This is a genomic window from Streptomyces sp. NPDC043896 (genome assembly GCF_056435605.1).
In genome coordinates, this window is the sequence record NZ_JBWKEE010000034.1 from 1 (window position 1) to 13,266 (window position 13,266).

11 protein-coding genes are annotated in these 13,266 nt (G+C 75.4%); 4 read left to right on the forward strand and 7 right to left on the reverse strand.

Annotation, left to right across the window (positions count from 1 at the left end; translation table 11 throughout):
* Positions 1-87: 87 nt before the first annotated feature.
* Positions 88-492 carry a CoA-binding protein gene (locus AC069X_RS34240; protein WP_478734914.1) on the reverse strand — a complete coding sequence of 135 codons (405 nt, stop codon included), beginning with the start codon at positions 490-492 and terminating at the stop codon, positions 88-90.
* Between the two features lie 104 nt (positions 493-596).
* Between AC069X_RS34240 and AC069X_RS34245 the strand changes: the two genes are divergently transcribed.
* The gene (locus AC069X_RS34245) at positions 597-1,226 is read left to right on the forward strand and encodes a YigZ family protein (RefSeq protein WP_478734916.1); all 630 of its coding nucleotides are present in this window, start codon (positions 597-599) and stop codon (positions 1,224-1,226) included.
* On the opposite strand, the gene AC069X_RS34250 is transcribed toward AC069X_RS34245, so the two are convergent.
* Positions 1,211-2,194, reverse strand: a complete 984-nt coding sequence (locus tag AC069X_RS34250; RefSeq protein ID WP_478734917.1) for a vanadium-dependent haloperoxidase — start codon at positions 2,192-2,194, stop codon at positions 1,211-1,213. The genes AC069X_RS34245 and AC069X_RS34250 overlap by 16 nt on opposite strands.
* An 81-nt stretch (positions 2,195-2,275) precedes the next feature.
* Positions 2,276-2,533, reverse strand: coding sequence for a hypothetical protein (locus tag AC069X_RS34255; RefSeq protein WP_478734919.1), 258 nt, complete (start codon positions 2,531-2,533; stop codon positions 2,276-2,278).
* Between the two features lie 259 nt (positions 2,534-2,792).
* Between AC069X_RS34255 and AC069X_RS34260 the strand changes: the two genes are divergently transcribed.
* Both AC069X_RS34260 and AC069X_RS34265 read left to right on the forward strand, forming a co-directional pair.
* The gene (locus tag AC069X_RS34260; protein WP_478734921.1) at positions 2,793-3,959 is read left to right on the forward strand and encodes an exonuclease SbcCD subunit D; all 1,167 of its coding nucleotides are present in this window, start codon (positions 2,793-2,795) and stop codon (positions 3,957-3,959) included.
* Positions 3,956-6,967, forward strand: coding sequence for an AAA family ATPase (locus tag AC069X_RS34265; RefSeq protein ID WP_478734923.1), 3,012 nt, complete (start codon positions 3,956-3,958; stop codon positions 6,965-6,967). Before AC069X_RS34260 ends, AC069X_RS34265 begins: the two co-directional genes overlap by 4 nt.
* 61 nt (positions 6,968-7,028) lie before the next feature.
* On the opposite strand, the gene AC069X_RS34270 is transcribed toward AC069X_RS34265, so the two are convergent.
* On the reverse strand, positions 7,029-7,475 hold the full coding sequence (locus AC069X_RS34270) for an Lrp/AsnC family transcriptional regulator (protein WP_405981783.1): 447 nt from the start codon (positions 7,473-7,475) through the stop codon (positions 7,029-7,031).
* A 94-nt stretch (positions 7,476-7,569) separates the two neighbouring features.
* Between AC069X_RS34270 and AC069X_RS34275 the strand changes: the two genes are divergently transcribed.
* Positions 7,570-8,085, forward strand: a complete 516-nt coding sequence (locus AC069X_RS34275; RefSeq protein WP_478734926.1) for a rhodanese-like domain-containing protein — start codon at positions 7,570-7,572, stop codon at positions 8,083-8,085.
* 73 nt (positions 8,086-8,158) lie between these two features.
* Here AC069X_RS34275 and AC069X_RS34280 read toward each other — a convergent pair whose 3' ends face one another.
* The 3 genes from AC069X_RS34280 to AC069X_RS34290 form a co-directional block, all read right to left on the reverse strand.
* Positions 8,159-9,868: a DUF885 domain-containing protein gene (locus AC069X_RS34280; RefSeq protein WP_478734928.1), complete on the reverse strand. Its 1,710-nt coding sequence runs from the start codon at positions 9,866-9,868 to the stop codon at positions 8,159-8,161.
* Between the two features lie 161 nt (positions 9,869-10,029).
* On the reverse strand, positions 10,030-11,463 hold the full coding sequence (locus AC069X_RS34285) for a GNAT family N-acetyltransferase (protein ID WP_478734930.1): 1,434 nt from the start codon (positions 11,461-11,463) through the stop codon (positions 10,030-10,032).
* Between the two features lie 208 nt (positions 11,464-11,671).
* The gene (locus AC069X_RS34290; RefSeq protein ID WP_478735027.1) at positions 11,672-13,258 is read right to left on the reverse strand and encodes an alkaline phosphatase D family protein; all 1,587 of its coding nucleotides are present in this window, start codon (positions 13,256-13,258) and stop codon (positions 11,672-11,674) included.
* Positions 13,259-13,266 lie beyond the last annotated feature (8 nt).

The following is a 13,266-nucleotide window of genomic DNA, read 5'->3' on the forward strand; positions in this document are numbered from 1 at the left end:
CCACACCTACAACCACCACCGCTGCCACACCGCACTGGGCGGCCACCCGCCCATCAGCCGAGTTAACAACCCTGCGGGTCAATACACCTAGAGCGCCGGGATCTCGATCGCGGGGCAGCGGTCCATCACCATCTCCAGCCCGGCCTCGCGGGTCCGCGCGAAGGCGGCCTCGTCGATCACGTTCAGCTGGAACCAGACGGCCGCGGCGCCCGCCGCGACCGCCTCGTCGGCGACCCGGCCCGCGAGCGCGCTGTTCACGAAGACGTCAACCACGTCGACCTTGAACGGAATCGCCTCCAGCGACGGGTACCCCGGCTCCCCGTGCACGGTCTCCGCCTTCGGATGCACCGGTACCACCCGCTTGCCGAACCGCTGGAGCACCTTCGCCACCCCGTAGGCGGCCCGGTCCGAGTTGTTGGACAGACCCACCACGGCCCAGGTGTCCCCGAGCTCGGTGAGGATCCTGCGGATGGTCTCCTGGTCGCCGTACACGTGCGCAGCCTCCTGCCGGGGGTCGTCCGGCCGGGCCTTCCCGCCGGATCGCTCGGCAGGATCAACGGCGCGGACACCCGTCCGATTCCCCGTAGGGTGGAGCGGTGAAGGCAGACCAGTACGTGACCGTGGCCCGTGAGGGGATGCACGAGGCGGAGATCAACCGATCGCGGTTCCTGTGCTCCATCGCGCCCGCCGCGACCGAGCGGGAGGCGCAGGAGTTCATCGCCCGCATCCGCAAGGAGCACCCCACCGCCACGCACAACTGCTACGCCTACGTGATCGGCGCCGACGCCTCCGTCCAGAAGGCCGGCGACGACGGCGAGCCCGGCGGGACGGCCGGGGTGCCCATGCTGCAGATGCTGACCCGGCGCGACGTCCGGTACGCCGTCGCCGTCGTCACCCGGTACTACGGAGGCGTGAAGCTCGGGGCCGGCGGGCTCATCCGGGCCTACGGCGGGGTCGTCGGCGAGGCGCTCGACGCCATCGGGACCGTCACCCGGCACCGTTACCGGCTGGCCACCGTCACCGTCGACCACCAGCGGGCCGGCAAGACCCAGAACGACCTGCGCTCCACCGGCCGCACCGTGCTGGACGTGCGGTACGGGGAGGCCGTCTCCATCGAGATCGGCCTCCCCGAATCGGACGTCGACGCCTTCCGGGCCTGGCTCGCCGACGTCACCGCCGGGACCGCCGGCTTCGAGCTCGGCGGAGAGGCCTACGGCGAGGGCTGAGCCCCGGTCGGGCGCCCGCCCAGGAGGCGGTCCGCGTTGCGCAGCGCGTGCCGGGCGACGGCCTCGCCGAGCCGTACGCCCGCCTCGTCCGCGGTACGGGTGTGGATCCCGGACCAGACGCGGGCGTCCACGTTGTCCCGGGTGAGCCCGCTCCACGCCGTGTAGGTGCGGCGTACCCCGGGCGCGGCCGGGCTGGTGAGCTCGAACGGCGCGGTCACCGGCCCCACGAGCGCGTCCAGCACGGTCTGGGCCGCCCCGGCGTACGTGGCGTGCCCGCTGGGGTAGTCGGGGTGGGACGGGGTCTGGTGCAGGGGCCGCCAGGCGGGATCGGCGTCGACCGTCCCGTTCCGTATCGCCGTCACCGGCCGCCAGCGCAGGTACGTGGACTTGCTGTCGGAGGTCGCGATCTGGGTGTCCACCGAGGCCGCGTGGAACAGCGCGACCAGCGACGCCCGGTCGGCGGCCGAGCCGTGCGAGCGGGCCACCGCCACCCGCAGCGGCTCCGTGAACAGGGGCAGCGAGCCCGCGTACCAGAAGCCGGCCGTCTCCGTCTGGCGCGGCGTGCGCACCGTGCTGTCGGCCGCGCCGTACGCCCGCACCTCCGCGAGGTCGGCCCTGTAGCGGCGCGAGTCCAGCGCGGGCGGCGGGCCCAGCCGGTACTGGTCGGCGCGGTCCAGCAGGAAGGGCCGGGCCAGCCGGTTGCCGTACTGGATCGCCGGCGCGTAGCCGTCCGGGGTGGGCTGCCACACACCGGGGGCGGCGCCCGGAACCGCGAACGGGGCGTTCGAGGAGGCCGGGTCGAGGCCGTCCCCGGCGCGGGCCGCGAGCACCGCCGCGGCCTGCCGGGAGCCGGCCGCCACCCCCCGCTCCTCGGCGGGCCCGTCCGGGATCCGGCCCAGCGTGGCGGCGAGCGCCGCGTCGAGGTCGGCCTTGCGGGACGGGGCGAGGGCGACCAGCGCGTCGTGCACGGCGGAGGCGACGGCCGCGTCCTGGAAGCGGCCCCGGCCCGGCCCGCCCGGGGCCTCGCGGGCGGCGCGGGCGGCGGCGGTTCAGCCGATCGCCCAGGTGCGGCTGTTGGTGATCTGGGTCGGGGCGGCGGTGGCGGCGACGGTCCGCGCGGTGGCGTCGTACCAGTCGAGCACCACCGCGCCGGCGGCGGCCGCGCCCGGCGGCGCCGGAACGGGCGCCGGGGGCGGGGTGCCCGAGGGCGAGGCGGCCGAGGGCGCGGCCGCGGTCAGCGCGAGGAGCGCGGCGGAGCCGGCGGCGAGCAGCGCGGGACGGATGCGCGGGGGTCCGGAGAACGGCATGCCGCGAAGCCAACCAGCGGCCCGGAAGGGCTTCAAGTACCCGAAGCCGCCGGCGGAGTTCGGCCACGCGGTATTCGCGCCGGCGCCACGGTCCCGCAACACACCGGCCCCGTCCGGCCCCTCCGGCCCCGTCCGGGCCCGGAAACGGCCCGGAAGCGGCCCGGAATCCCGGTCCGGCCGGGCCGCGTCCGGCGACGGGTTAGCCTGGATGGTCGGTGCGGAGCCAGAGGAGAACAAGCGTGCGGGTCGGAGCGGTCGAGTGAAGTTCCTGCACACCTCCGACTGGCACCTGGGCCGGTCCTTCCACCGCGTGAACATGCTCGGCGCCCAAGCCGCGTTCGTCGACCACCTCGTCGAGGCCGTCCAGGAGCACGAGGCCGACGCCGTCCTCGTCGCCGGCGACGTCTACGACCGGGCCGTGCCCCCGCTGCCCGCCGTCGAGCTCTACGACCGCGCCCTGCACCGGCTCGCCGACCTCGGCGTGCCGACCGTGATGATCTCCGGGAACCACGACTCCGCCCGCCGCCTCGGTGTCGGCGCCGGGCTGATCGTCCGGGCCGGGATCCACCTCAGGACCGACCCCGCCGGCTGCGCCGACCCCGTGGTGCTGGCCGACGTACACGGCGACGTGGCCTTCTACGGGCTGCCCTACCTGGAACCGGCGCTGGTCAAGGACACCTTCGCCGCCGAGAAGGTCAGCCACGAGGCCGTACTGGGCGCGGCCATGGACCGGATCCGGGCCGACCTGGCCGGCCGGGCCCCCGGCACCCGCTCCGTGGTCCTCGCCCACGCCTTCGTCACCGGCGGGCAGGCCAGCGACAGCGAACGCGACATCGCCGTCGGCGGGGTCGAGGCCGTACCCGCCTCCGTCTTCGACGGGGTCGACTACGCGGCCCTCGGCCACCTCCACGGCTGTCAGACGATCAACGAACGGGTCCGCTACTCAGGTTCCCCGCTCGCCTACTCCTTCTCCGAGACCGCCCACCGCAAGACCATGTGGCTGATCGACCTCGGCCCGGCCGGGGAGATCACCGCCGAACGGATCGACACCCCCGTCCCCCGCCCCCTCGCCCGGCTGCGCGGACGCCTGGAGGACCTCCTCGACGACCCCGCGCACACCGCGTACGAGGACTCCTGGATCGAGGCCACCCTCACCGACCCCGCCCGCCCCGACGACCCCATGGCCCGCCTCGCCGCCCGCTTCCCGCACACGCTCAGCCTCGCCTTCGACCCCGAGGGCCGCGAGGAGGACGGCACGGCCTCCTACGCCCAGCGCCTCAAGGGCCGCAGCGACCAGGAGATCGCCGAGGACTTCGTCGCCCACGTCCGCGGCGGCGGCACCGCCGACGAGGCCGAGCGGGCCGTGCTGCGCGGCGCCTTCGAGGACGTACGGGCCGAGGACGGCCGTCAGGAGGCCGGCCGATGAGGCTCCACCGGCTCCGGATCACCGCCTTCGGCCCCTTCGCCGAACCCCAGACCATCGACTTCGACGCCCTCTCCGGCGCCGGGATCTTCCTGCTGCACGGCCCCACCGGCGCCGGCAAGACCTCCGTCCTCGACGCCGTCTGCTACGCCCTCTACGGATCCGTCCCCGGCTCCCGCCAGGCCCCCGGCACCACCCTGCGCAGCGACCACGCCGCCCCCGACACCCCGACCGAGGTCACCCTCGAACTCACCGCGGGCGGCCGCCGCCTGGAGATCACCCGGCGCCCCGAACAGGACCGCCCCAAGAAGCGCGGCACCGGCACCACCAAGGACAAGGCCCAGTCCTGGCTCCGCGAGCACACCGGCGACGGCTGGACCGCGCTCAGCCGCTCCCACCAGGAGATCGGCGAGGAGATCGAACAGCTCCTCGGGATGAGCCGCGAGCAGTTCTGCCAGGTGGTCCTGCTGCCCCAGGGGGAGTTCGCCCAGTTCCTGCGGGCCGGGGCCGAAGCCCGCGGCCGGCTCCTCGGCCGGCTCTTCGACACCCGCCGCTTCGCCGCCGTTGAGACCCTGCTCGCCGAGCGCCGCCGCGCCGCCGAGGCCAAGGTGCGGGCCGGCGACGAGAAGGTGCTCGCCGCCGCCCAGCGCCTCGCCCAGGCCGCCGGGCACAGCGCCGACCTGCGGGCCTGGCCGCTCCCCGGACACCAGCCCGGCGACCCCGGCCTCGCCGAGGCCGTCCGCGCTTGGGCCGCCGTCGCCCGCTGCTCCGCCCGGGAGCGGCTCACCGTCGCCGAGTACGCGCTCGCCGCCGTCGAAGGACGCCACGCGGCCGCCCGGCGCGACGCCGAGGAGGCGCGGGAACTCGACCGGCTCCAGCGCCGCCACGCCGAGACCGCCCGCCGGGCGGCCCTGCTGGAGCAGGCCGCGCCGGAGCGCGAACGGGTACGGGCCCTGCTGGACCGGGCACGCCGGGGCGCCCTCGTGGCCCCCGCCCTGGAACTGCGCGGGGCCGCGGCCGCCGCCCACCTCACCGCCGCACACGCCGAGACCCTGGCCCGGGCGGAGCTGCCCCCGCCGCTCGCCGGAGCCGGCACCGAACAGCTCGCCGCCGTCGAGCAGCGCCTGCGCGAGGACCTCGGGGCGGCCGGAGCCGCCCAGCGCGCCGAGCAGCGCAGCGCCGAGATCGGCCGGGAGCGCGCCACGCTGGAGCGGGAGTCCCGGGACGCCGACGAGCGGTACCAGGAGTCCGCCGAGTGGCTCGCCCGCTGGGAGGCCACCCGGGCCGCCCTCCAGGAGCGGGTCGACTCCGCGCAGCAGGCCCTCACCCTCGCCGAGCAGCTGGCGGGGCGGCTGGAGCCGGCCCGGATGCAGCTGACCGCCGCCCGGCGCCGCGACTCCCTCGCCGCCGACGCCGAAGCCGCCGGGGGCGAACTGCTCCGGGCGCGCGAGGAGGCGTCCGCCGCCCGGGAGACCTGGCTGGAGCTGAAGGAGGCCCGGCTGCGCGGCATCGCCGCCGAGCTGGCCGCCGCCCTGACCGCCGGGGAGCCCTGCACGGTGTGCGGCTCCGCCGAGCACCCCGCGCCCGCCCGCCCCGCCCCCGGGCACGTCGACCGCGCCGCCGAGGACGCCGCCCACGCCCGCTTCGAGCGGGCCGAGGAGCGCAGGGCCGCCGTCGAGCGGCGGCTCGCCGCCGTCCGGGAGGCCGAGGCCGAGGCCGCCTCCGCCGCCGGGGACGCCACCACCGCCGAACTCCTCGACCTCACCGCCGACCTGAGCGCCCGCCACGCCGCCGCCCACGCGGACGCCGCCGCGCTCCACACCGCCCGCGAGCGGCTCGCCCGCGCCGAGCGGGAGCACGAGGCGCGCAGCTCCGACCGGCTCGAAGCCGAACGCCGGGCCGCCGCCCGGGCCTCCCGGCGCGAGGCCCTCGACCAGGAGCAGGCCTCTCTCGAAGCCGAACTGGTCCTCGTCCGCGCCGACTCGCCCAGCGTCGCCGCCCGCGCCCGCACGCTGGAGGACCGGATCCGGATGGTGACCACCGCCGCGGCCGCGCTGCGCCGGGCCGAGACCACCGCCGCCCGGCTGAAGGAGGCCGACGACCAGCTCGCCGACGCCGCCTTCAAGGCCGGGTTCGACACCACCGAGCAGGCCGCCGACGCCGTGCTCCCCGAGTACGAGCGCACCGCCCTCCAGCACCGCCTCGACGCCTGGCAGGCCGAGGAGGCGATGCTGGCCGACCGGCGCGCCGAGCGGGACACCGCCGCCGCGGCCGCCCTGCCCCCGGCCGACCCGGACGCCGCCGCGGCCGCCGAGGAACGGGCCGCCGCGCGGCTGCGCTCCGCCGGCTCGGCGGTGGACGCCGCCCGGGTGCGCTGCGCCGAGCTGGACCGGCTCTCGCGGCAGGCGGAGCAGGAGCTGCGCGCCCTGGGCCCGCTGCGCGAGGCGTACGAGCGCGTGGCCCGTCTGGCCGGACTGACCGCGGGCACCTCCGCCGACAACGAGCGCAAGATGCGGCTGGAGGCGTACGTACTGGCCGCGCGGCTGGAGCAGGTCGCCGCCGCCGCGACCGTACGGCTCCTGCGCATGTCCGGCGGCCGCTACACCCTGGTGCACTCCGACGCCCGAGCGAGCGGACGGGGGCGCTCCGGCCTGGGGCTGCACGTGGTGGACGCCTGGACCGGCAGCGAGCGCGACACCGCCACCCTCTCGGGCGGGGAGACCTTCTTCGCCTCCCTCGCCCTGGCCCTGGGCCTGGCCGACGTGGTCACCGACGAGGCGGGCGGCATGCGCCTGGACACCCTCTTCATCGACGAGGGCTTCGGCAGCCTCGACGACCAGGCCCTGGACGAGGTGCTCGACGTCCTGGACTCGCTGCGTGAACGGGACCGCAGTGTCGGCATCGTCAGCCACGTCGGCGACCTGCGCACCCGGGTCCAGGCCCAGCTGGAGATCGTCAAGCAGCGCGGCGGCTCCGTGGTGCGCCACCGCACGGCGGGCGCCGCGGACTGAGCCCGGCCGCGGTCACCGGGCGAGCGGCGTCACGGGCCGCGCGGTCACCGGCCGGGCGGCGTCACGGGCTGAGCGGGCGCCGGGCGAGCGGGGACGAGTACACGACGCTGGTGGTCACCGGGCCCAGCCCGGCGATCCGGCCCGTGACCTCCTCCAGGTGGGCCATCGAGCGGGCGGCCACCTTGAGGACGAAGCAGTCGTCCCCGGTGACGTGGTGGGCCTCCAGGATCTCGGAGGTCGCCTCCAGGAAGTCGTGGAACGGCTTGTAGTTGCCGTGGGGGTAGCGCAGCCGCACCAGCGCCATGATCGCCTTGCCCAGCTTCTCGTGGTCGACCACCGCCGTGTAGCCGGTGATGATCCCGGCCTCCTCCAGCCGGCGGACCCGCTCGGTGACGGCGCTCGCGGACATCGACACGGTGCGGGCGAGCTCGGTGAAACTGGCGCGGCCGTCCTGCTGGAGGGCCGCCAGGATCCGCCAGTCGGTGGCGTCGGGGGAATAACCGGTCATGGAGGAGGTCTAGCAGGGGAATCCCCGGAGGAACAAGGGAAAGGCCGGGGAAATCCACTTCCCGGCTTGATCGACTCTTCGTAGATTCTGAGCCATGACGACGACGCAGAACCAGAACACCGCCCCCGCCGCCGCCAACCCCGTGCTCCGGGTCCCGCCGGCCTCCCCGGCCGCCGCGGCCGCGTACTTCGCCGCGAGCCTGGCCTTCCACGCGGACGTGTCCGACGTCGCCGCCGCCTTCAAGGCCCACCGAGAGCAGGGCGCCGACCTCGGCTTCCAGCTGATCGACTCCCGCTCCACGCCCTCCTGGGACCAGGCCCACGTGCCCGGCGCGATCCACCTGCCCACCGCGCTGATCCCCGAGCAGGCCGAGAAGCTCCTCGACAAGAACGTCCCCGTCGTGACCTACTGCTGGGGCCCGGGCTGCAACGGCGGCACCCGCTCCGCCCTCGCCCTGGCCGAACTCGGCTTCCAGGTCAAGGAGATGCTCGGCGGCATCGAGTACTGGATCCGCGAGGGCTTCGAGGTCGAGACCTGGCAGGGCACCCAGCAGCGCGCCGAGGCCGACCCGCTGACCGCCCCCACCGACTCGGACGACTGCGGCTGCTGAGCCTCCGCACGGCGACGGGCCGTCCGCTCCCCGGCGGGATCGGACGGCCCGTCATGCCCGGCGCGGTGTGCGGTCAGAGCCGCGACAGCTCGTCCACCAGGTCGTCCAGACCTAGCGAGCCCTGCGACAGCGCGGCCATGTGCCACTTCTTCAGGTCGAAGGAATCCCCGTGCGCGGCCCGGGCGTTGTCCCGCCCCAGCAGCCAGGCGCGCTCGCCCAGCTTGTAGCCGATGGCCTGCCCCGGCATCGACAGGTAGCGGGTCAGCTCGCTCTCGATGAAGTCCGCCGGCCGCCCGCTGTGCAGGCCGAAGAACTCCTGCGCCAGGTCGACCGTCCAGCGCTCGCCCGGGTGGAACGGCGAGTCCGCCGGGATCTCCAGCCCCAGGTGCATGCCGATGTCCACGATCACCCGGGCGGCACGCATCATCTGGCAGTCCAGGTAACCCAGGCGCTGCTCGGCGTCCTTGAGGTAGCCCAGCTCGTCCATCAGCCGCTCCGCGTACAGCGCCCAGCCCTCGGCGTTCGCGCTGACGAGCCCGACGCTCGCCTGGTAGCGGGAGAGCTGGTCCGCGACGTGCGTCCACTGCGCGAGCTGGAGGTGGTGGCCCGGAACGCCCTCGTGGTACCAGGTGGAGACCAGGTCGTAGACGGGGAAGCGGGTCTGGCCCATCGTCGGCAGCCAGGTGCGGCCCGGCCGGGAGAAGTCCTCGGAGGGGTTGGTGTAGTACGGGGCCGCGGCGCCGCCCGGCGGGGCGATCATCGACTCGACCCGCTTGACCCGCTCGGCGAGCTCGAAGTGGGTGCCGTCGAGGTTCTCGATGGCCTCGTCCATCAGGCCCTGCAGCCAGGCGCGGACCTCGTCCACGCCCTCGATGTGCGTGCCGTGCTCGTCCAGGTGGCGCAGGGCGTCCCACGGGTTCGGCTCGCCCGGCAGGATCTTGGCCGCCTCGGCCTTCATCTCGGCGAGCAGCCGGTGGTACTCGGACCAGCCGTAGGCGTACGCCTCGTCCAGGTCCAGGTCCGTGCCGTTGAAGTAGCGCGACCAGCGGGCGTAGCGCTCGCGGCCCACCGGGTCCGGGGCGCCGGCCACGGCCGGGGCGTACACGTCGCGCATCCAGTCGCGCAGCCCGGCCACGGCGGTGGTCGCGGCGGCCGCCGCCGCGTCCAGCTCCGCCCGCAGGGACTCCGGTCCGGCGGCGGCGAACTCGCCGAAGAAGTCCCGGGAGCCGTCGCCGTCCTGGCCGGCCCAGGTGGTGAGCTGCTCCACGAAGGTGGCGGCCGGACGGGGGCTGCCGTGCAGCCCGCGCTCCAGGCCGAGCGCGAGGCTCTCGCGGTAGCCGGCGAAGCAGGCCGGTACGGCGCGCAGCCGTTCGGCGATCGCGGCCCAGTCCTCGTCGGTGTCGGCCGGGGTGAGGGTGAAGACCTCGCGGACGGCGTGCGCGGGGGAGTGGATGTTGCTGACGGCCCGGAGGTCCTCGTCGGCCTCGTACACGGCGAGTTCTGCGCTCAGCCGCTCGCGCAGCAGCCGGGCGCAGCGGCGCTCGGCGTCGGTGCCGGCGCCGGGCAGGAGTTCGGCGGCGTCCAGCCGGGCGAGGGTGTCGCGCAGCAGCTCGCCGAGTGCGGCGCGGCCGGCGGGGGAGTAGTCCGGCAGCCGGCTCGAACTGGCGGCGACGCCGAGGTAGGTGCCCTGGATCGGGTCGAGGGCGATGAGGTCGTCGACGTAGGCGTCGGCGACCTGGCGGGGCAGACGCGCTGCGCTGTCGGTGTGGAGGGTCTCTGGCATGCGGACATCTTCGTATGCGCGGGGCCCCCGCGTCATCACCATAACCGCCCAGCCTCCTGTCGGAAGCCGGGCGGCCACGGGACCGGGGGCGGCGCGGCCACGGCCGGGGACCGCGCCGGTCAGGCGCGGGGGCGGCACGGTCGCGTCCGGGGGGCGGCCGGTCAGTGTCCGGGGAGGTGCCGGGTCCCGTACGGGGCCTGCGCGCGCGGGGTCTCGTACGGCAGGCGCGAGACGACCGGGGTGGCGTCCAGGCGGGCGGTGATGACCAGGGTGCCCTCCTCGATCTGGTAGTCGAGGGGGAGCCCGAGGCCGCGCATCGCCGCGACCATCCCGGTGTTGGAGGCCTGCGTGACCGCGTACACACTGTCGCACCCGGCCTCGACGGCCATCGCGATGAGGCGGCGCAGCAGCTGGGAGCCGATGCCCCGGCGCTGCCAGTCGTCCTCGATGAGCAGGGCGACCTCGGTCTCGTCTCCGTCCCACAGCAGGTGGCCGAGGGCGACGAGCTTGCCCGAGGCCGTGGTCGCGGCGAGGGTGCGGCCGAAGCGGGGGCTGAGCAGGTGGCCGAGGTAGCGGTCCGCGTCGGCGACCGGGCCGTGGTACCGCAGGCCGAGGGTGCGCTCGCTGCAGCGCTCGTGCATGGCGGCGGCGGCCCGCAGGTCGGAGCCGTCGGCGCGGCGCACGGTGATCTCGTTGCCCTCGGGGAGGGTCAGCACGTCCTGGCTCCGGGGGATCCGCGGCCCGAGGCGCGCGTCGAGCTCGACGAGGGCGCGGGCACGGGCGAACTCGGTCGGGGTGAAGGGCAGGTGGGGCCGCTCCACGGTGATCGCGCCGCCCGAGGGGTCGCGCAGCCGCATCACCGTGGACTCCAGGACGCCCTCGACGGGGGCGTCGGCGCCCGCGTTGGGGCGGCCGGAGAGGGTCGTCGCGGGGATCGACTGGATGGTGCAGCGGCCGAGCAGCTGGCGCAGTGCGAGCGGGAGTTCGGCGGCGTCCAGGGCCGTGCGGGTGGCCAGGCCCAGGACCCGGGTGGGGGCGTCCACCAGGTCGTGGGCGTCGGCGCGCTCGATCCAGGTGCTGCGGCCGCCGGCCCGGGCGATGGCCCGGGTCAGGTCGGCGGAGGGCAGTTCGCGCGGGGCGCGGAGCAGGAACTCGTCCACCGTGCCGCCCTCGGGGAGGGGGTGGGTCTGGAGGGTCAGGATGTCGACGCCCTCGCCCGCGAGCGCGGTGCACAGCGCGGCCAGGCTGCCGGGTTCGTCGCGCACGGTCGTCCGCATGCGCCACAGCGCGGGGCCGGCGGGACCGGCCGTCGCCGTGGCCGCCGGGGCGGCGGCCGGATCGGAAGGGGCCTTGGCCGCCGGGGGCGGGGCATGGCTGTGCCGGCGGGCCCACCAGGTGTGGAAGGCCGCCGTGACCAGGAGCGCGACGGCCGAGGCGGCCAGCAGGACGGGGCCGTCCGGGCCGTGCACGACGAGGTTGGCGATGCCGTCGGCGACCGCGACGGCGCAGAAGAGCGCGGCGAGTTCGACGAGGTCCCGGCGCCAGTGGTGGCGGTGCGGACGGTGGGCGGCGGAGGCAGGGTTACGGTCAGTCATGCACACCACTCTTGCCGAGGGGTGTTGCGTGATCACGAACGGTCTGTGACCGACTGGTTAAGCGTCGATCCGGCCGATTTCGCCGGGTTTTCCGGCGGATTTCGGTTGGTTTCCGCCGACTGCCTGCGGCTCCCGCCGGCCCCTGCCGGCTGCCCCTGGCCCCCGGCCCCCGCCGGCCCTCTCGGCGGCCCGTCGCGCCCGCCGGCCGCTACTGCCCGACACGGCCCGGACGCAGGACCTTGGTGAACAGCACGCCGCCCCCCTGGCGCCGCAGCCGGACGGTGAGCTCCCCGCTCCCGCCGTCGATCTCCACCTCGCCGTAGTACGGGGGGTTCTCGGCGGGCGACATGTTGGCGACCGGAGCCGACTGGACGAACTCCGTACGCGGCCCGAACGTCGCGTCGAGCCGGCCGGCCGGGAAGCCGCCCGCGCCGATCGGGCCGGACACGAACTCCCAGAAGGGAGCGAAGTCGGCGAAGGCCGCGCGCTCGGGCGCGTAGTGGTTGGCGGCGGTGTAGTGGACGTCGGCGGTGAGCCAGAGGGTGCCGGTGATGTGCTGGTGCTTGATGTGGCGCAGGAGTTCCGCGATCTGGAGTTCGCGGCCCAGCGGCGCCCCCGGGTCTCCCTGGGCCACGGCTTCGAAGTTCGCCGCCCCGTCGGGGACGACGATGCCGAGCGGCATGTCGGCGGCGATCACCTTCCAGGTGGCGCGGGAGCGCGACAGCTCCCGCTTGAGCCAGCCCAGCTGCTCCGCGCCGAGGATGCCGACCGGGTCCTCGGTCCGGCGGCCGGGGGAGTTGGCGTCGCGGTGGGTGCGCATGTCCAGGACGAACACGTCCAGCAGCGGTCCGTGCCGCAGCACCCGGTACATCCGCCCCTCGGTGCGGCCGCCCCGCAGGTCGGTCACCGGGAAGTACTCGCCGAAGGCCCGGCGGGCGCGGGCGGCGAGGGTGTCGACGTCCTTGACGGTGTAGCGCGGGTCGTCCAGGAGCTGCCCCGGGTACCAGTTGTTGCGGACCTCGTGGTCGTCCCACTGGGCGAGGACGGGGACCTGGGCGTAGAAGTCGCGCAGGTTGCGGTCGAGCAGGTTGTAGCGGAAGTTGCCGCGGAACTCGTCGAGGGTCTCGGCGACCTTGGACTTCTCCTCGGTGGTGACGTTGTGCCAGACGCGGCCGTCGGGCAGCGGCACGGCGGCCTTGACCGGCCCGTCGGCGTAGATCGTGTCCCCGCTGAAGAGGAAGAAGTCCGGCTCGCGCAGCCGCATCTCGTCGAAGACCCGGTAACCGCCCAGCTCGGGGTTGATGCCCCAGCCCTGGCCCGCCAGGTCACCGGACCACAGGAAGCGCACGTCGTGACGGCGCGAGACGGGCGAGGTGCGGAAGCTGCCGCGGACCGGCTCGCCGGAGCGGCGCGGATCGTCGGGGTCGGTGAGCACGACCCGGTAGTGGATGCGCCGGCCGGGCGGCAGGTCCCGCAGGGTGGTGGTCCCGGTGTGGTCGGTGGCCGGTCCGAGGAAGGGGCCGCCGTGGCGGCGCACGCCGTAGCGGAACGATTCGCTCGGGGAGGTCTCCACGTACATCCGGGCGGGCCGGTCGGAACGTGTCCAGATGGTCGCCGAGTGGGAGGTGATCTCCCCCGACTGGATCCCCCAGAGCGCGGCCGGACGGCCGGAGCGGACGAAGCCGGGGGCCACACGGGGGGAGGCCAGGGCGGGTGAGGCCAGCGCGGTGGACAGGGCCAGGCCCAGCGGGACGGCCAGAGAGCCGCCGAGCAGGGTCCGTCGGGTGTGCGGCATCGGTGCCA